Annotated in this window: 12 protein-coding genes and 1 tRNA gene; 4 read left to right on the forward strand and 9 right to left on the reverse strand. The window is 64.9% G+C overall.

The annotated features are described in order from the left end of the window. Positions 1–99: 99 nt before the first annotated feature. Complete coding sequence (locus tag B9Y82_RS17520; protein ID WP_005420055.1) at positions 100–501, reverse strand: hypothetical protein; 402 nt, start codon at positions 499–501, stop codon at positions 100–102. A 226-nt stretch (positions 502–727) separates the two neighbouring features. Next, entirely contained in the window at positions 728–1,252 is a 525-nt protein-coding gene (locus B9Y82_RS17525; RefSeq protein WP_100474413.1) for a hypothetical protein, read from the reverse strand. 205 nt (positions 1,253–1,457) lie between these two features. On the opposite strand from B9Y82_RS17525, the gene B9Y82_RS17530 reads away from it, so the two are divergent. Beyond that, positions 1,458–2,084 carry a YiiX/YebB-like N1pC/P60 family cysteine hydrolase gene (locus tag B9Y82_RS17530; protein ID WP_100474416.1) on the forward strand — a complete coding sequence of 209 codons (627 nt, stop codon included), beginning with the start codon at positions 1,458–1,460 and terminating at the stop codon, positions 2,082–2,084. A 54-nt stretch (positions 2,085–2,138) separates the two neighbouring features. Here the strand turns inward: B9Y82_RS17530 and B9Y82_RS20780 are convergent, their stop codons facing one another. From B9Y82_RS20780 to ubiA, 3 genes are all read right to left on the reverse strand, one after another. Continuing rightward, positions 2,139–2,300 (reverse strand): hypothetical protein, encoded by a 162-nt coding sequence (locus B9Y82_RS20780; RefSeq protein ID WP_010482135.1) that lies wholly within the window; start codon positions 2,298–2,300, stop codon positions 2,139–2,141. Between the two features lie 273 nt (positions 2,301–2,573). After that, entirely contained in the window at positions 2,574–3,998 is a 1,425-nt protein-coding gene (locus B9Y82_RS17535; RefSeq protein WP_181390018.1) for a short-chain fatty acid transporter, read from the reverse strand. A 201-nt stretch (positions 3,999–4,199) separates the two neighbouring features. After that, complete coding sequence (gene ubiA / locus B9Y82_RS17540; RefSeq protein ID WP_100474422.1) at positions 4,200–5,093, reverse strand: 4-hydroxybenzoate octaprenyltransferase; 894 nt, start codon at positions 5,091–5,093, stop codon at positions 4,200–4,202. A gap of 149 nt (positions 5,094–5,242) precedes the next feature. Here ubiA and B9Y82_RS17545 point away from each other — a divergent pair. The 3 genes from B9Y82_RS17545 (at position 5,243) to B9Y82_RS17555 (ending at position 8,476) form a co-directional block, all read left to right on the forward strand. Then, positions 5,243–5,319: transfer RNA gene (locus B9Y82_RS17545), tRNA-Arg, on the forward strand. A gap of 72 nt (positions 5,320–5,391) precedes the next feature. Next, positions 5,392–6,516: a helix-turn-helix domain-containing protein gene (locus B9Y82_RS17550; RefSeq protein WP_100474425.1), complete on the forward strand. Its 1,125-nt coding sequence runs from the start codon at positions 5,392–5,394 to the stop codon at positions 6,514–6,516. An 82-nt stretch (positions 6,517–6,598) separates the two neighbouring features. Continuing rightward, positions 6,599–8,476 carry an aspartyl protease family protein gene (locus B9Y82_RS17555; protein ID WP_100474428.1) on the forward strand — a complete coding sequence of 626 codons (1,878 nt, stop codon included), beginning with the start codon at positions 6,599–6,601 and terminating at the stop codon, positions 8,474–8,476. Between the two features lie 77 nt (positions 8,477–8,553). Here B9Y82_RS17555 and B9Y82_RS17560 read toward each other — a convergent pair whose 3' ends face one another. From B9Y82_RS17560 to B9Y82_RS17575, 4 genes are all read right to left on the reverse strand, one after another. Further along, positions 8,554–9,012, reverse strand: coding sequence for a hypothetical protein (locus tag B9Y82_RS17560; protein ID WP_100474431.1), 459 nt, complete (start codon positions 9,010–9,012; stop codon positions 8,554–8,556). Further along, positions 8,997–13,706: an RHS repeat-associated core domain-containing protein gene (locus B9Y82_RS17565; protein WP_238381632.1), complete on the reverse strand. Its 4,710-nt coding sequence runs from the start codon at positions 13,704–13,706 to the stop codon at positions 8,997–8,999. The genes B9Y82_RS17560 and B9Y82_RS17565 overlap by 16 nt, the downstream gene beginning before the upstream one ends. Before the next feature lie 315 nt (positions 13,707–14,021). Continuing rightward, positions 14,022–15,377: a Gfo/Idh/MocA family protein gene (locus B9Y82_RS17570; RefSeq protein WP_100475272.1), complete on the reverse strand. Its 1,356-nt coding sequence runs from the start codon at positions 15,375–15,377 to the stop codon at positions 14,022–14,024. 65 nt (positions 15,378–15,442) lie between these two features. Further along, complete coding sequence (locus B9Y82_RS17575; RefSeq protein ID WP_100474434.1) at positions 15,443–18,418, reverse strand: TonB-dependent receptor domain-containing protein; 2,976 nt, start codon at positions 18,416–18,418, stop codon at positions 15,443–15,445. Positions 18,419–18,430 lie beyond the last annotated feature (12 nt).

The following is an 18,430-nucleotide window of genomic DNA, read 5'->3' on the forward strand; positions in this document are numbered from 1 at the left end:
AAGGGGGATTTCCTTAAGGGGTACTGCTCCTGGTACTTCTGGTACTGCGGTACTGCAGTACTGCGTTCACAGCGCGCGTGCGACGTCCTGCCGCTGCGCTCAGTCTTCGATGTAGTTCACCTCCGGGTGCTTGATGCCGAGCGAGTCGATCAACTTCTCGTACTCGTCGTTGTTGGGCTCCTGCTCCTCGCCTTCCGCGCCGCGCAGCGGCGGTGTGCTGTGGGTCAACTGGCGGCCACTGGCGTCGTACAGGTAGTACCACTCGCAGAAGCTGCAGCCGAATGGCAGTTCACCGTACTGCACGACGAAGTACGGCGTGCCGCTGCGGTCCTGCACGCAGGCCAGGCCAACGGCGGTATAGCCGTCCATCTCCTTGGGCGCAGCAATGGCCTGGCGTGCGCCGTCCTTTTCGATTTCCAGCGTGGTCAGCCGGGAAGCGTCCGTGTCTTGTGTGGGCTGGGCCGCCAGGTGCAGGCGGGTGCCTTGGCAATCGATATGCATGCCGGTCTCGTCGCGCGTAAGAGAGGTGGGAAGGTCCGCAACGGCAGCCGCAGGTGCGGCCGGCGCCGCTGCCGGGTGAGTGGAAGCGGGGGGCGCCGCCGGTGCAGCCGCCTCAGGGCCGCTGCATGCAGCAAGCATCAGGGCCAGCACGGGGGCAACGGGAGACAGACGCATGCGGTGCTCCTTGGATGAATCACACGACCGCCCGCAGGCGGTCGCTCAGGGGTCAGATCGATTCGTCCTCACGCTTGACCAGCTGCCAGCACGGCTTCTGGGCAAAGGTGTAGATCTGCTGGTCGCTGGTATCGGGGGTGCGCATCTGCACCTGAACCTGGCCATCGGGCAGGCGGGTGACCTGCATCTCGCGGCCCTGTCGCTGCAGCGTGGCCGGGTCCGGCATCACCGGCCATTCGACCTTGGCAAGCGGCACCTTCTCCTCCACCTTGCGTGGCTCCGGCTCGGCTTCGCCGTCGATGTGGCTGTCCAGCAGCGGATCGGCAGTAGACGTTTCCTGCAGCGCGATCTCGTTGCCGAAATGCTTGAGGAAGTCGTCGAAGACCGGGTGGGGGCAGCTGGCAGAAGCGTCTGCCGGGGCCGCGGCAACCGGCGTGGCCGGCGCCGTGGCGGCGGCCGTGCTGGTCGGAGCCGGGGCGGCGGCGCCAGCGGGGGCAGCCTGGGGCGCGGGCTTGCAGCCCGACAGCGCAAGCCCCAGGGCAAGCGCAAGCAGGGTAACGGGGCGGAGCTGGTTCACGGGATCCTCCTGATTCCGAGTGGTCGCGCGCGGTTCCGGCGCGGTAGGGAGGCAAGGATAGCCATGCCTCCGTCAATTCAGTTTCAACGTCCGCTGTCAGGAATTTCCCGACATGCTGAATTGAGACTCATATCACACTAATGCTGAAATCAACGTCACTGCGGCAGCCGTTAGACTACGCCGCACACGCTTCGACCCTGGCCCCATGCGCGGATTCCTGCTTGCCCTCTCCTTGTTGGTGCCAATGCTGTGGCCTGGTGTTGTGGCCGCGCTGGAGGTCCGGGAAGGCGACCTGCTGTTCGTCACCGCCGGCCGCAGCGGCCTCAGCGCGGCCATCGACGATGCCACCGGCAAGCAGGGCGCACCCAGCTTCGATCACGTGGCCCTGGCTGCCGCAACGCCAAACGGCTGGGAGGTACTGCATGCGGACGAAAAGGGATCGCGCCGGCAATCGCTGGTCCAGTTCCGCCAGGACGCCCGGGCCAAGCAGCGGCAGATCGTGATCTATCGCCTGCGCGCACCGCAGCAGGCGGCGATCAAGGATGCGGTTGCCACCGCGCGCACGATGCTCGGCAAGCCGTACAACACCTCGTATGTGTTGAACGAGGACAGCTACTACTGTTCCGACTTCATCGAACGTGCGTTCCGTGCGCACCACGTATTCGCGTTGCAGCCGATGAACTTCCGCAATCCGCAGACCGGGCAGATCGCCCAGCACTGGGTGGATCTCTACCGCGGCATGGGCATGGACGTACCGCAGGACCAGCCCGGTACCAACCCCAATGACATGTCGGCGGCACCGGCCCTGCAGCGCATCGGCGTGCTGGAATAAGCGAAGCCCCGCGCGAGGCGGGGCTTCACCGGTCACGTTGCATGCGCAACGCAATCATTCTTCTTCGTCGTGGCCGCCCTGCTGCTGGTTCTGGTTGCGCTTCTGCTGTTCCTGCTGCTGTTGCTGCTGCTGGTCGCGGCCACGGCCCTGCTGCTGATCCTGCTGGTTCTGCTGGCCCTGCTGTTTCTGGTTCGGGTTCTGGTTCTGCTGTGCCATGTCCGATCTCCGAAAGCCACGCGCGGAATGCGGTGGACGGGGCCATCGTCTGCAGCGAAGAGTTAATCGTGCGTTGGCGGACGGCTACACCCGTGTGTACGCGCGTGAATGAACGCGTGCAGAGGCTTGCGGCACAAGCGCCTGAAGGATTCATGCGGGTTCGGCATGTGCTCATGCCGGCCTCGGGCCCATGCCCATTCATGGCGTCCTCCATCGGAAACACGCGCTGAACCCGGTTGGCGTCCTGTGCAGGCACGGACGCCGGCCCTGCATTCAGGGCATCACCGGCGGCACATACGCCAGGGTCATGCCCAGCAGCCACAGCAGGCCCAGCACCAGCGGGATGTGCACCAGCAGCTGGATGAAGGTGAAGCCCACGATGTCGCGTGCTTTCAGGCCCAGCACGCCCAGCAGCGGCAGCATCCAGAACGGATTGATCAGGTTCGGCAACGCTTCGGCCGCGTTGTAGACCTGCACCGCCCAGCCCAGGTGCGCCTTCAGTTCGTTGGCGGCCTGCATCACGTACGGCGCCTCGATGATCCACTTGCCGCCACCAGACGGCACGAAGAAGCCCAGCACCGCCGAATAGACGCCCATCACCAGCGCGAACGAATCGGTGCTGGCCACGTGCACGAACAGGCTCGACAGCCGGTGCGCCAGGGTCTGCCCGTCACCGCCAGCGGCGTGGGTGAGGATCATCGCGATGCCGCCGTACAGCGGGAACTGGATCAGCACGCCGGTGGTGCTGGGCACCGCCTTGGCCACCGCGTTGAGGAAGCTGCGCGGCCGCCAGTGCAGCAGCAGGCCCAGCGAAATGAACAGGAAGTTGTAGGTGTTGAGGTTGGCGATGGCGGTGACCACCGGTTTGTTGGCGAACTCGTTGAACAGCCAGCCGAACGCCAGCAGCGAGAGCAGCACGGTCAGCAGTGGACTGTATTCCAGCCATTCGCCCGGGCGCGTGCGCTGCTGCAGCGGTTCCGGTTCGGCCTGCGCGGCGCCGGGGAAGTCTTCAGCCGTACGGGCACTGCCGGCGGCCGGCGCGGTCAGCCAGGCGATCAGCAGCGAGACCAGGATCAGCACCGCCGTCAGCGCAATCGACTGCCACAGGAAGATGGTTTCGGTGAACGGCAGCACGCCGGTGATCTCCACCAACCCCGGCGGCATGCTGGCCGGGTTGGCCTGCAGCTGCGCAGCCGACGAACTCAGCCCCATCGCCCACACCGCACCCAGGCCGAGGTACGCCGACGCACCGGCCGCGCGATAGTCCATGCGCAGTTCGGTACGGCGGGCCAGCGCGCGCACCAGCAGGCCGCCGAACACCAGCGAGAAGCCCCAGCTGAGCAGCGAGGCGAGCATACTGACCAGGCCCACGTACACCACCGCACCGCGGCCGGTGCGCGGCACCCGTGCCAGGAAATCGATGAAGCGTGCGACCACCGGTGCGGTCGCCACGGCGTAGCCACCGATGACCACGAAGGCCATCTGCATGGTGAAGGGAATCAGGCTCCAGAAGCCGTCACCGAAGGCGCTCGCGGTGGCCTGCGGGGTCGAGCCGAAGCCCATCGCGGCCAGTGCGACGATGACCACGCCCAGCACCGCGAACACATACGCGTCGGGGAACCACTTTTCCGCCCAGGCGGCCGAGCGCAGCGCTGCACGCGCCATCCAGCCGTCCTGTACTGCTGCCGTCGAGGCCATCGCCTACCCTCCCAGGTTCGATGGACCGATTCTGGGCGGTGGGGTGCGGGCTGTCAGCCACCTATTGGTCGTAGGTGGCGGGGTCGGATCCCTCTCCACAGGAGAGGGCTCTGACCCCGAGCCGGGTATCGGCGCGGCAGAAGGGTCAGAGCCCTTTCCCACAGGAAAAGGGATCCGACCCCGGGCGATCAATCCCCAGGATCAACGCAGCGCCAGGTCCACGGCGATACCGGCAAACAGCGCGGCGCCCACCCAGTTGTTGTGCAGGAACGCCTTGAAGCACGGGCCGCGCTCGCGATTGCGGCAGATCCAGAACTCGTACACCACCAGCACAGTGGCCACGGCCACGCCGGCCAGGTAGTAGCCGCCCAGGCCGCCGCGCACGCCAACCAGCGCCATCGTGGCCAGGAACAGCGCGTACAGCACGCCCTGGATGACCAGGTCGAGATCACCGAACAGGATCGCGGTGGAGTGCGAGCCCATCTTCAGGTCGTCCTCGCGGTCGACCATGGCATACCAGGTGTCGTAGGCGGTGGACCACAGGATGTTGCCGGCATACAGCAGCCAGCCCAGCATCGGCACCTCGCCCTGCACGGCGGCGAACGCCATCGGGATGCCCCAGCCGAACGACATGCCCAGGTAGACCTGCGGCAGATGGGTGTAGCGCTTCAGGTACGGGTAGCTGGCGGCCAGGAACACGCCGATGAAGCTCAGGCCGATGGTCAGCCCGTTCATGGTCAGCACCAGGCCGAACGCCACCAGCATCAGCACGGCGAAGAGCGCCAGCGCGGCACGGCCGCTGATCGCACCGGTGGCCAGCGGACGCGCCTTGGTGCGTTCCACGTGCGGGTCGAGCCAGCGGTCGGCGTAGTCGTTGATGACGCAACCGGCCGAGCGGGTCAGCCACACGCCGGCGGTGAACACGAACAGCGTCCACAGCGGCGGCAGGCCACCGGCGGCCAGCCACAACGCCCACCAGGTGGGCCACAGCAGCAGCAGCGTGCCGATCGGGCGATCAGCGCGCATCAGACTCCAGTAATGCCGCCAACGCGGCGTCGCCGACGACTGCGGCGAAGTGAGGGGGGTATCAGCCATGGCGATAGGATACTCCTGCCCCTCTGGCAGGGCTTTGCCCGTGGGGGGAGATTTGTTCGGCGAAACTGGATAGAATGCCGGTCCCGCACCGCTTCATGGCGCTGCGATGCCCGCCCCGGCACTGGCCGACGGCGCGGCGGTTCTACAACGCGCCCGTAGCTCAGCCGGATAGAGTAGTGGCTTCCGAAGCCATTGGTCGGGGGTTCGAATCCCTCCGGGCGCGCCATTTTTCCCAGTGTTGCCTGCATGCCGCCAGCCCGCGCTGGACGTTGCCGCGCGCTTCATCAACACTGCGCGCATGACGCCAGCGGATCTGCTGCAGCTGGCGGCAGGCGCTGCGATTCTGGGCCTGGCCGCCTTGTCCACCGGCGTGAGCTTCGGTCGCGCTCGGCGTGGCAGTCATCTGCTCACCACCTTCTTCGCCTGTTTCGCCGCCGCCAATCTGTTCGGACTGGTGCTGTTGGGTGGCCAGACCTGGCTTTCGCCCGATGCGGTGCGCTGGCTGCGGGTCATCGAAGTGCCGCTGGTCTATCTGCTCGGTCCGCTGCTGTATGCCCATGCGCGTGCGCTGCTGTTGCCCGCATCGGGCCACACTTCGTTGCTGCCGCTCGCGCATCTGCTGCCGGCTGGCCTCGCATTCGTCATTTCCCTGTTGAACGCACTCGCGCCTTTCGAGGGCTCGCCGCTGGGCAAGGTCCTGTTCCCGCTCAGCTTCCATGGCTGGCTGCTGCAGGGCGCACCCTACCTGCTGGCCACGCTATGGCTCTCGCTGCGCACGTCTTCGGCCCCGCGCGGAACCGCCATCCAGCGCAGCGGACTGCGCGGGCTGGCGATCGTGATGGCGGGCTGCTGGCTTGCCAGCGCGATGAACCGGTGGCCGCCGGACGCCGCTCCGCTGCTGGCCAGCATCGGGCTCAGCCTGCTGACCACCGCCGGCATGTATCTGCTGGCGTGCCGGGTCGTACGTCATCAGCTGCGCGTACGTGCGAGCACTGCGGCACCCGTCATGGTGGACATGACCGCGTCCGCCGAGGATACGACCCACGCACGCTACGAACGCTCGGGCATCGACGCAGCACAATGCGCGGCCATCGCCAGCGCGCTGACCGCATTGATGCGGGACGAACGCCTGCATGAAGCGCCCGGGCTGGACCTTCAGTCCCTCAGCCAGCGCAGCGGGTGGTCACCCAACCAGGTCTCGCAGGCGCTCAACCAAGGCCTCGGCCAGAGCTTTTCCGAGTTCGTGAACAGCTTCCGCGTCGCTGCCGCGAGGGCGTGCCTGTCCGATCCGGCCGACTTCCGCAGCGTGCTGGACATCGGCCTGGCCGCCGGGTTCGGCAGCAAGTCGACCTTCAACAGCGCGTTCAAGCGCGCCACCGGGCAGACACCGAGCGAGTACCGCCGCCGCGCCACCTCCGGCTGAACGTCCAATCCTTCACGCCCGGTCGAATATCCCCGGTCCGTGCGCTGCCATCACCTCCTGACCCAACGAAAGAGGTGACGCGATGCGTTTGCGATGGATGCTAGGTGGCCTGCTGTGGATGCTGGCGATTCCGGTACACGCCGCGGGGGTGGATGCTGCCGATGTGCTGGCCCGGGCCCGTGCAGCCAGTGGCGGCGAGCCGTGGCTGTCGGTACAGCGCCTGCAGGCGGAGGGCGAGCAGTCGGTGGGCGGCCTACACGGGCGCTGGCAGCTCAACCAGGACCTGCGTGCCGGGCGCTATGCCGAACAGGCGCAACTGGGAGCCTTCACTGTCGCCCAGGGGTTCGACGGGCACCTCTCCTGGCGGCGCGACTACGGCGGCGAGGTCGGCCTGCTGGACGGCAGCGTGCCACGCCGCACCGCGCGCACGCAGGCGTGGCTGGCCACCCGCGCCTACTGGTCCAGTGCCTATCCCGCCTCGCGCTTTGCGGGCCCACGCACCGAGGCCCACGACGGGCAACGCTATGACGTGCTGTCGACGACGCCGGAGGGCGCGGACCCTATCGAACTCTGGTTCGACACCCGCAGCGGCCTGCTCGGCCGGGTGGTCATCGCCTCCGCGCGCACACCCACCGCCATCACGCTGGAAGACTACCGGGCGGTCGATGGCCTGCTGCTGCCCCATCGCCTCATCACCGACGCCCTCGATGCCCAAGGCCGTGCTGATCCGCGACTGCGCAGCGACGTGCAGGTGCAGCGCTACCGGGTGGATTTCCCTGTGCCGGATGGGTTGTATGCACCACCAGCGATGGCCGACGACAGCTACATCGAGGATGCCAGCGGCACCACCCGCGTCCCGTTCGACCTGATCAACAACCATGTCTACATCGAGGCCGAAGTGGACGGCCAGCCGGCGCGCTTCCTGGTGGACACCGGCGCCATCAACCTGCTGACACCGATCGCCGCCAAACGCTTGGGGCTGACCACAGCGGGCCGTCTGAGCGTGCATGGTGCCGGTGACAACGCCAGCGACCTGGGCCTGGCACAGGCCCGCCACCTGCGCATCGGTGGCGCGCACCTTGCAAACCCGGTTTTCCACATCATCGACCTCGGCCAGCAGATCAACTCGATGGGCGTGCCGCATGACGGCTTCATCGGCTACGAGACCTTCCTGCGCTTCGTCACCACCTTCGACTATGGCGCGCGCGTGCTCAGCTTCACCCGGCCGGGCCACTACCAGCCACCCGCCAACGCGGTGGTGCTGCCGTTCGAACAGGACGACCGCGCACCGGTACTGAATGGCGAGCTGGACGGTATCCCGCTGCGGCTGTGGCTGGACACCGGCTCACGCAATTCCCTGAGCCTGAGCAGTCCGTTCGTGCGTACCCATGGTCTGTTGGAGAAATACCACGCCAGCGAGGAGGCAGTGCTTGGATGGGGCCTCGGCGGCCCGGGGCGGGCGCGACCGGCCCGGCTCGGTGTGCTGCGCATGGGCAGCATCGAGGTCACCGGCCTGGTCGGTGACTTGTCCAGCGCCGACAAGGGCGCGCTGGCCCTGGCCGACTATGGCGCGATTCTCGGTGGCGGCGTGCTGCGGCGCTTCTCCATGGGCATCGACTACGACGCCAAGCGCCTTTATCTGGTGCCCAACGCTGAAAGCACGCAGGCCGATGCCTTCGACCGCAGTGGGCTGTGGCTGCAGGCCGAGGACGCTGCACTGCGTGTGGCCGATGTGGCGCCGTCCAGCGCTGGTGCGCGCGCGGGGCTGCGCAGGGATGATCGCATCGTCATGATTTCAGGCGAGTCGATTGCCACGCGGAGACTGGCGGACTGGCGTGCGCTGCTGCGTGAGCGCCCGGTTGGGACGCGCGTGGGCATCCGTTATCTGCGCGATGGCCGGCAGGCGGATACCGAGCTGGTGCTGGCGGACCGGGTGGCTGCGGGTTGGCGTGCAGATTGAGTCAGTACTGGCGCTATCCCTGCGGAGCACCCGCCACTCACGTGGCGGATGCTCACGCACCACAAAGGCGGTGCCAACTATTTGTCTCTTAAGAAGTTCCTGGGCCGAGCGCCAAGTCTGATGATTTTTCGCGCGGCACCAAGATAGAAGTCACTGAATACAAATGAGAAGGCGGCAGCTGTATAGAAAACAAGTAGTGCCCCAGGAATGGGAATCGCGCGAACGAAGCTATCGCATTCGAGGTTGCGGGCGACCAGCAACCCAATCATGAACATCTCGGCCAGGAAAGCCATAGCGAACGCGAATCGCACTCGCCTAACTTCAACCGACAGAATTCCCCTTCTCGCCAGTTCGAACTTGGAATACACAAGCAGCACCAGCAATGCCACAAAAAGAGCAAACATAACTGATGGAGAGTATCCAACGACTGGACAGCCCATACTCATCATGGACGCAATCAGCGCGTAGCAGATTGCCAACGCTCCAACTGCAGCTGCGCCCTTCATGCACCTTATGAAAATCAGTTCGCCAGACATTGGCATTTATTGTAGTTTGACCTGTAGTTCACCATTGCTCCAAGAGGCCCTAGAATCTTCGATCCGCCCCGCAAGAGATTAGCGTTCCCCGCATGCGCCGCAGCTCGATTTAGTCGACCGTTGGCAACCGAGTAATGAATTCCGCGCTCAGCTGCCCCGCGCGTCCTTCTAGCCGCTTTGCCATCCTGACGCGACGCTGCCGCATCCAGCATGTGGCCTGCCGCCGCATACGGAGTCTTTGCACCGTACTCGCCAAAGTGAACGCCGGGATTCTCGTAGAAGTTTATGTCAACACCCACAGAATCCATTGCAAAAGACACCATTGAAGTCAGGGGCACGAGATCTATGAGCAGATCGGCAACAGCCTCCCTCTCGCAGTCGTTGGCGGGAACATAGCCGGTGACGTTGTTCATTTCACCATTATTCCATGGCCCAATGCCCTCGAGACCTTCTGGATCAATCGCCGACTGAGGATTGCTTCCAGCATATGTGAACGTGCTTATTCCCCCCATCAACCCAATCGGATCACTCTGCGAATAGCGCCCCACAGCCGGGTCGTATTCCCGCTGGTAGTTATAGAACAGCCCACTTGCAGCCGTCGCCTGCTGGCCCGGGAAGCGCAGCGCCAACTCGAACGCCACACCATCCCCATCCGGGTCGGCACTCGGAATCTGGTTGCCGAACACCTCGCTCTTGTTGCTCCACTCCCAGACTGCCACATCACGCACCGGGTCGATCACCACGCGCGGTGTGCCCAGATGATCCGGTTGGACATAAGCGAGTTCCGGCACGCCGGTACCAGGCACATTGATCAGCGCCACCGGGTAGTTGTCCAGCCAGATCGCCTGTTGCTGCGCCTGGCCCGTGGCCGAGTAGTTGCCCAGCCACTGCCCAGCCTCGTCGTACAACGTCATCTGTGCTGCGCCACCGGCCGGGGTACGCAGTGCGCGCTCGCCACGATGGTTGTAGCCGTAGCTCTCCAGTGTGGCGTCACCCTGCTTCACCGCGTTCATGCGGTTGGCATCGTTGTAGGTGAACGCCTTGCTACCGATGCTAGTGGTGTTGCCCACCGCGTCATGGTTGCGCGCTTCGCCATCCACTGCGGTCAGCCGGTGGCTGGTTGCGGGATAGGTATAGCTGGCGGTGCCTGCCGAGGTGGTCAGCGCAGTGCGATTGCCGGTGGCGTCGTAGGCATAGGTTTCAATCGGCGTGCCGGTCGTGCCGTCCTGGGTCTGGGTCAGGCGGCCCAGCGTGTCGTAGGCGTACTTGGCGAGCACCGCCGAGCCTGCGCCGTTCTTCAGTTCGGTGATCGAGCCGACCTGATCATAGCCATAGCCCAGCGACAGGCCGCCCGCAGCCGGGTCATGCACCGCCTGCGGGCGGTAGTCCAGATCCAGCGGACGCTGTAGCTGGCGGCCGTTGCCATAGGTCCAGCCGGTCGCCGGGCCGAAGGCCGCGTAGGTCACGTTGTTCACCACGATCTGGCGCGCCTGGCCGGGGCGGGTCAGGCCGATCTGGCTGATGCGGCCCTGGGTATCGCGCACGTAGTCGGCCACGCTGCCGTCGGGGTAGGTCAACGCGGTCAAGCGACCCGACTTGCTGTAGGCATAGCGCAGCGTGCTGGCAACGCCGTTGACGGTCTGTACCTTGCGGGTCACCTGGCCGAAGCGGTCATGGCAGTACTGGGTGCTGCCGTTGGCATGCAGCACCTGCCCCAGGCGCCCCTTGGCAAAGCGCTCGTCGGCGGCACAGGCAGTCGGTGCCACGTCGTAGCTGTAGCCCACGTCCAGATTGGGGTCCGGATAGGCCATGCCGATCAGGCGATTGAGTGCATCGTAGTGATAGGTAGCGGTGACGCCACGCGCATCGGTGGCCGTCTTGCGGTTGCCGGCGGCGTCCACGGTGAAGCTGCTGGCGCCAGTGTCCGGGCTGACCTGTCCAGTCAGGTCACCGAACCCGTTGTAGGCGTAGGTGGTGTGCAGGCCCTTCGGGTCGGTGACCTGGGTAACCTGGTCCAGCGCGTTGTACTGGCTGCGGATCTCCGCCGCCACGCCGCCGACATCCTGCAGGGTCTGCGCCAGTCGGTTGAGCGGATCGTACTGCTGGCTGGTCACGCGCTGCAGGGCGTCGGTCACCGTCTGCGGGTTGCCATTGGCATCGTAGGCAAAGCCGGTGGCGTGATTCCCTGCGTCCTTCAGCACGGTCAGCTGGCCGAGCGTGTTGAACGTCCGTGCCAGGGTACGGCGCAGGGTGCCGCCGGTGTCCAGCGTGTCTTCCTTGAGGCGGTTGCCGGCGTTGTCCAGCGTATAGTGAATGGTGTTGCCCGCACTGTCCGCGATATCCGTCAGCCGCTGGGCGGCGTCATAGACATAGGTGACGCTGCTTCCGTCAGGCTCAGTGATCTGCTGCACCTGGCCGGTGGGCCAGTAGCTGATCTGGGTTACCCGGTCCTCGGCTGTGGTGGCACCGCGCACGGTGACCGAGGTCGGCCAGCCACGGGCATGGTAGGTGTAGTCGGTCACCACGCCGTTGGTATCCTTCGCCGACAACGGCCGCCCGAACGCGTCGTAGGCCAAAGTCTCGACCGTCTGGCCCAGCGCATTGGTCACGCTGCGCAGGTCGCCCTTGCGATAACTGCAGGCGCCATTGGCCGCGCATCCTGCGTCGTCCGCCGTGTAGTAGGCATAGGTGGAGACATCCGCCACATCGCTGCGCGCGCCATCCACGCTGCGCAGCAGTCCCACCAGCGGGCACTCCGGGCCCTCGGCCTCACAGTAGGTCTGGGTGGTGACGCGGGTGTCACCGGTCACCATGTCGCGCACGGTGATGGTGGTTGGCTGGAGGCGCGCATTACGCGCAATGCGGATCTCACGGTTACCGACGGTCTGCTGGACCAGCCGATTGCTGTCCATGGCCACGCGCGTCTCGCTGACACGCTGATCCGGAGTACCGGCCGCTTCGGTGGCGGTGGTCACGCTGACGGCGCCTGCGGCAGCATCGCTGGCCTCGGCATAGGCATACTGGGTGACAACGCCACGGCGGTCGGTCACTGACTGCAGCCTACGCCGGAAATCGGTGGCCTCGGGCAGATAGGTGCGACTGATGCTGCCGTTGCTCTCGGTGATGCCATTGACCTTGCGCGGAAGGCCGCTGGCGCCGCTGGCGGTCAAGGCGTAGGTGCTCTGCTTGCCCAGTGCATCGGTGACGATGGTGGTGCCCGCCGGGGTGTACTCCAGGCGCACGCCATCAATGCCCACGTCGGCTTGACTGCAATCGCCGGAATGGCGGCTGCAGGTGACCCGCCCTTGCGTGTCATAGCCGTACCAGCTGTAGCGCTGGTTGTCTTCGGCGGTAATGCCAGTCAGGTAACCCGGGAAGCGGGCGTCCTCATAGTGGTACGTACGACTGGCACCGTCTGCGTAGGTCGCACGGATCAGTTCGCCGGCAGGTGAATAGGCGTAGCTCACCACAGGCTGGCCGGCGACCACCAGGGCCGAGATCAGCGAATCGTCGCCCGGCGCGAGGTACTGGACATCAACGCGCCGACCGGTTGAATGGGTGATGCTGAGCAGGCGGCCACGGCTGTCGCGTGCATAGGTCAGCGACGTTCCGTCTTCGAAGTCGCGGCGCTGCATCAAGCCATCAGCATCAAAATAGATGCGCTCTCCGGCACGTGAAAGTTGCCAGTTGGTGCCCTGCTGGACCGCGCGATCGCCGCTTCCGTCCATGGCTTCGTAGCTTGCCCCCACTTTCTGGAATGCGGTCTGCCCGCCATCGGCGCCGATCAGCCCAACTTTCAGTTCGGGGCTGGGAGGGAAAGTGGAATCATCCACGCCTGCGGTAAGCCGCAGATTGTGGGAATGGGTCCAGCCCGTACCCAACGCGCCGCCCGCCGTGCTTGTCAGAGAGTGATAGTGGCGTTGGAAGCTCACCCATCCAAGGTTGAAATCCGGCTCAGGCTGGGATTTATCGCCAGTGGTCGGATCACACGGGTTACCAACAGGACACTGCTGCGGCGGCAGCGGCGCGCTTGTGTAGGAGAGCATGGGCGACATGTGCGGCTCGTCCTGCTGGACCAGAGAGCACATCTGCAGGCCCTCATTCCACGTCAGGGACGGTCGATTCGGACAAAGCGCCGTTCTGGCCCGGCGCACATGCTCCCACCCCACTATCGACGAGCATTCTTGAGTGCTCTGGTGATAGAAGTTCAAGGTGTAATGGAAATCCTTCTCCTCGTTGGTGACGCTACCGTCGTCGCCCCTGCCAAGTCCAAGGAGCTCCACCCAAGGATCCTCCGTGAGTGAAGTCGCCGGGCACTGCGGGTCGCTGACGCGGGTAGCGAGGATCACGCTACGAATCTGATCTTCGGATGAGTACTCCTGCCCTGAGTGGGTGTAGACCCAGTCAGTAGTAACGATCTTCTCGGGTCTCACCCGGTAATCGTAGATGACCTTCTTTCCAAGGACGCGTTGGCGTTTGACATGCCAATCGAAGGGTTTGTCCTTCTCGTACTGGGAAAAAAGCGACTTGATGTCCTTCTGCACCGCCGCTTCCGTGGCTCGCGGCTGGCCCATCGACAGGTAGCTCTCCCACTTCTTCTGCACCTCCTGCGCCTGCGCAACCCAGGGAGCCAGGCTCCCCAGCGCGATCATCGCCAGTGCGGCACACGAAATGGTCTTCAGTCGTTCCAACATCCCTGTTCTCCTTCCTGGACGAACACAGCACCGGCGGGAACGAGAACGTGGGGCCAATGCCTCACCACGTCATGTTTCGGATCGTCCCTGTTCCGGAATGCGGCCTGACCGCACGGGGGACGTTATCTCCGATGTGGTTTACACATTCAAGTCAGAAACTGTGGAATAGGTCGGATTTCAGAGTTTTCTGATAAAGCGGGCGGCCGACCGAACAGGCGGCCGAGCGTGGGCTCGGCACTACAGGAGCCAGTACGCCATATACAGCAACGCCGGGCATCGCCCGGCGTTTCCGTCACAGCATGGAAGGGATGAACCTCAGTACTTCCCGTCGAACGCGAAGATCGGCTTGCGCTGCTTCCACGCACCTGCGGTGAAGTCCGGGAACTCCAGCGTCTGGAAGCTGTTCGCGATCGACTGCTCGCTCAGCGGGGTGATCGCACTCCAGGTGACCGCATCGTAGATGTCGATCGGCATCGGTGCCTTGGCCTTCAGCGCTTCAACAAATGCATGGATGACGAACCAGTCCATTCCACCGTGACCAGCGCTGGCAGCGGTGTCGGCATTCTGCTTCCACAGCGGGTGCTCGTACTGGTCCTGGTACTTCTTGAACTCCTCCCACTGGTGCGGCGGGCTGCGGCCTTCGATGTGGATCGAATGGTTCACGTCCATCCACAGGCCCTTGGTGCCCTGCACACGGAAGCCCATCGAGTACGGGCGCGGCAGCGAGGTATCGTGCTGCAGCAGGATGGTCTCGCCGTTCTCGCAGGCCAGCGTGGTGGTGACGATGTCGCCCAGCTTGAACTTCACCTTGGTGCTGGGATGGGTGGTGCCGCCACTCTTGGCCACGGTGTATTCGTGCAGGCCGCGCGCCTTGGTCGCGAAGGCGTTGATGTGGGTGAAGCGGTTGCCACGGTTGATGCCGGTGTACATGGCGCACGGGCCGATGCCGTGACTGGGGTACAGTTCGCCGTTGCGCTCCACCGAATGCTCGGTGCGCCACCGTGCTTCGCTCCAGCCCTTGGGACCGAATTCCACGCCGCTGTCGTAGGGCTGGTTCGGGTCGCCGGAATTGAACTTCACGCCGCGCAGGTCGTGCTGGTAGCCGGCCTGCAGGTGCACCAGTTCGCCGAACAGGCCCTGGCGCACCATCTGCAACGCGGCCATCACGTCGCGGCGGTAGCAGACGTTCTCCAGCAGCATGTACGGGGTGCCGGTGCTCAGCTGGGTCTTCAGCACGTCCCAGTGGTCCTGCAGGGTGATGCCGGCCACCACTTCGCAGCCCACGGCCACGCCGGCCTGCATGGCGGAAATCGCCATCGGCGCGTGGTATTCCCACGGCGTGGCGATGATCACGCCGTCGATGCCCTTCTGTTCCAGCAGGCGCTTCCAGGCATTGGTGTCGCGGTCCTGGCCATAGGTCTTCGGTGCCGGCTTTCCGGCCTTGGTCACCATCTCCACGGCGCGGCCAAGCATGATCGGCTCGATGTCGCACAGGGCGACCACCTCGACATCGTCGCGGCGCACCAGCTCCTTCAGCAGCACCAGGCCACGCATGCCGGTACCGATCATGGCCAGGCGCACCTTGCGCCCACGTGCCCAGGCCGGGGTCTGCGGCAGCAGGCTGCTGGCGGCGACAGCGGCACTGGCCGCGATGAATTCCCTACGCTTCATGGCAAACATCTCTCCTCTTGGCAGCGTGCCGGCCGCAGCCGGCACGCCAGGTCACGCAAACGGAATTACTTGAACCGGTAGCCGATGGTCACACTGTAACCACGACCGAAGATGGTCGCGTAGTCACTGGAGTCACCCAGGAAGCTGTTCGGGTCGTAGAACGGCAGGCGGTTGAACAGGTTCTTGACGGTGAAGCTCAGGTTCCACGCATCATCCGGGCGCCAGGTGACGCTCATGTTGGCGGTCCACCACGACGGCGCACCATCACACTTGCTCTTCTGCAGGGCCAGGTAGCCGCCGGTGCAGGTTTCCTTGTTGTTGCTCTCTTCGTCGATCTGGTCGGTGGCCCACTTGGTGCCGCCCACGTAGTTGACGAACATGCTGGTGGTCACCTGCTTGTAGGTCCAGTCGGCATTGAGCGTGGCGCGCAGGCGCGGGTTGTTGTAATAGCCCACCACGTCGCCGTAGTACCAGCCGTTCTCCGCGTCCATGTAGAAGCGGTTGCGGTTGGCGATGGTGGCGGCCAGGCCGATGTTCAGGTTGCCCCAGTCGCCCATCGAGAAGCGGCTGCGCGCATCGATGTCGAAGCCGTCGATCAGCGTCTTGCCGCGGTTCTTGTACTGGCCCACCACGCTGGCCACGTTGCCGGCGGAGTAACCCGGCAGCACCGACGGGCAGTTCACGCCACTGGCGGGGTCGGCACACATCGCTGCCAGCTGCGCCAGGTTGGCACGGTCGCTGTCGGTGATCGGCGAACGCGACGAGGAGATGATGTCTTCCATGCGGCGGTAGTCCGGCGCAACGATTTCATTGTCACGATAGATGAACCAGTAGTCGGCCGACACCGACAGCCAGGTCGCCGGCTCATAGACGAAACCAAGGGTGGCGATCTTCGCCTTCTCCGGCTTCAGGTCCTTGTTCGGCTGGGTCATGCGTGCCACGGTGCGGCTGCAATCGACGTTCAGCAGGGTCTTGCCGAGATCGACGTCACCCGGGCGCTGCGACTTCAGCAACAGGTTGGCGATGGCGTTGGTCTCGTTGCAGCGCAGCTCGTCACGGTAGCCACCCAGCTGTGCGAACACGCCGCCGTTGCCGGACTCGGCCAGGCTCGGTGCACGGAAGCCGGTGGAGTAGGTACCGCGCAGCATCAGCTGGTCGAACGCCTGGTACTTGAAGCCGATCTTCGGCGCGACGTTGGCGCTGAAGTTCGGGTACTTGTCCACGCGCACTGCTGCATCCAGTTCCAGCGTGTCGGTGATCGGTGCGACAGTCTCTGCGAACAGCGCGTACGTGTTGCGCTTACCGTCGAACCACGAGCCGCCCTGCTGGGTGATCAGGCCGTTGGCCGCATCGGCGTTGCCCGGGGTGTAGAAGGTTTCGCGGCTGGCGTTGAAGCCGAACGCGGCGCGCATCTCACCGGCCGGCAGCTGGAACAGCGGACCTTCGATCTTGCCGTCCAGGGTGTGCAGGCGGGTCCACGACTGGATGTCGAAGGTCGGGAACGCTTCACGGATCAACGCAGCGTTGGCTTCGCTGATCTCGCCGAACTTGTAGGCCGGGTGGTCGGAGATGATCACGCGGCCGGTACCTGGATCGATCGTGTACGGACCGAACGCCTTCTCGAAGCCCTTGGTGTTGACGTTGATGGTCTGGTAGGTGGTGGAGTGGGTACCCGCGCTGGCGAAGGCGGTCTCCCAGTTCCAGTCTCCCCTGTTGCCGCGCGCACCGGCCAGCACGCGGTAGCTTTTGTCGGTGTTGCGCTGGCCGAAGTAGTTCGGGCCGACATCCTGCAGCAGGTAGTTCAGGCCGACCACACCACCCATCATCGCCTTCATTTCCGGGCTGGCGTGGTTGTACTCGTTGTTCGGGCCCAGGAACGGGTACAGGAACTGGTTGACGTTGTTGCCGGTGTTGCGCGAGAACCAGCTGGTGGGGTTGCCGGTGGTGGTGCCGTAGGCGCGCGGCGTGCCACCGTTGGCGCGCAGGTCGATGTCGGTGTAGGTCGCCTCGGCGAAGATCTCGGTGCTGTCGCCCACCAGGAAGGTGCCGTTGAGGTAAGCGGTGTTGCGCTCGGACTTGGCGCCGGCATCGATCTCGTTGTTCATCCAGGTTTCCCAGACGCAACGCGGACCGGCCGCTTCACTGGTCAGCACGTTCTTGCAACCCGGTGCGGCTTCCTGCACGCGGCGGCCGGTGACCGGATCGAAGGCGAAGTAGCTGCCCGGGTTGAACTCACCCGGCTTGCTGCCCACGCCCAGGCGCAGGTTGTTGAGGTAGTTCGGGTTGTTGACGTAGTACTGGTCGGGCCGCTTGTCGTAGAAATCGCTGAGCGGAATCGCGTCGCGGCGGTACATGTTCACCGCGCCGTAGATATTGAAGCGGTTCTCGGCCAGGTCGCCGAAGCCGGCGGTGATGCTGGCTTGGCGCTCACCGTAGGAATCGATGCGCGAGGAGGTGTCGTTGGTGAAGCTGACCTCGGCGCCCTGGAAGTTGCGCTTGGTGATCACGTTGATCACGCCGGCCACCGCGTCGGTGCCGTACACGGCCGAGGCACCGTCGGTCAGCACTTCCATGCGTTCGATGGCGGCGGCGGGAATCGCATCGATGTTGACGAACTGGGTCTGGAAGCCGGCCGGCGCACCGTAGTACGACAGGCGGCGACCGTTCAGCAGCACCAGCGTGCCCTGTGCACCCAGCCCGCGCAGGTTGGCCTGCGAGGCACCATCGGAGCCGGTGAACAGTGAACGCGCATCCTGCTGCGCCGGGCGTGCAGCCGGCAGGTTGTCGAGCACCTGCAGCAGCGTGCGCGCACCCATGTTCTGGATGTCCTGCTTGCTGATCACCTGCACCGGCGAGGCGGTTTCAACGTCGGTGCGGCGGATGTTGGAGCCGGTGACCTCGATGCGGGCCAGATCGGTGGCGGTGTCCTTGCTCTCCTGGGCAAAGGCAGGAACGGCGACCGACAGCAGCACGCCGGCGATGGCCAGCGACAGCGGAGCGATCGAACGACAGGGGGGGCGGTGGTGGCGTGCGGGCAACATCGGGGTTCTCTC

The sequence above is a fragment of the Stenotrophomonas maltophilia genome, from assembly GCF_002799155.1.
GTDB lineage: Bacteria > Pseudomonadota > Gammaproteobacteria > Xanthomonadales > Xanthomonadaceae > Stenotrophomonas > Stenotrophomonas maltophilia_R.

Bases quoted from the DNA above. Each gene is read 5' to 3' on its own strand.
- B9Y82_RS17520 (WP_005420055.1), bottom strand. From the start codon at position 501: ATGCATATCGATTGCCAAGGCACCCGCCTGCACCTGGCGGCCCAGCCC.
- B9Y82_RS17530 (WP_100474416.1), top strand. From the start codon at position 1,458: ATGCGCGGATTCCTGCTTGCCCTCTCCTTGTTGGTGCCAATGCTGTGG.
- B9Y82_RS20780 (WP_010482135.1), bottom strand. From the start codon at position 2,300: ATGGCACAGCAGAACCAGAACCCGAACCAGAAACAGCAGGGCCAGCAG.
- B9Y82_RS17535 (WP_181390018.1), bottom strand. From the start codon at position 3,998: ATGGCCTCGACGGCAGCAGTACAGGACGGCTGGATGGCGCGTGCAGCG.
- ubiA (WP_100474422.1), bottom strand. From the start codon at position 5,093: ATGGCTGATACCCCCCTCACTTCGCCGCAGTCGTCGGCGACGCCGCGT.
- B9Y82_RS17550 (WP_100474425.1), top strand. From the start codon at position 5,392: ATGACGCCAGCGGATCTGCTGCAGCTGGCGGCAGGCGCTGCGATTCTG.
- B9Y82_RS17555 (WP_100474428.1), top strand. From the start codon at position 6,599: ATGCGTTTGCGATGGATGCTAGGTGGCCTGCTGTGGATGCTGGCGATT.
- B9Y82_RS17560 (WP_100474431.1), bottom strand. From the start codon at position 9,012: ATGTCTGGCGAACTGATTTTCATAAGGTGCATGAAGGGCGCAGCTGCA.
- B9Y82_RS17565 (WP_238381632.1), bottom strand. From the start codon at position 13,706: ATGTTGGAACGACTGAAGACCATTTCGTGTGCCGCACTGGCGATGATC.
- B9Y82_RS17570 (WP_100475272.1), bottom strand. From the start codon at position 15,377: ATGAAGCGTAGGGAATTCATCGCGGCCAGTGCCGCTGTCGCCGCCAGC.
- B9Y82_RS17575 (WP_100474434.1), bottom strand. From the start codon at position 18,418: ATGTTGCCCGCACGCCACCACCGCCCCCCCTGTCGTTCGATCGCTCCG.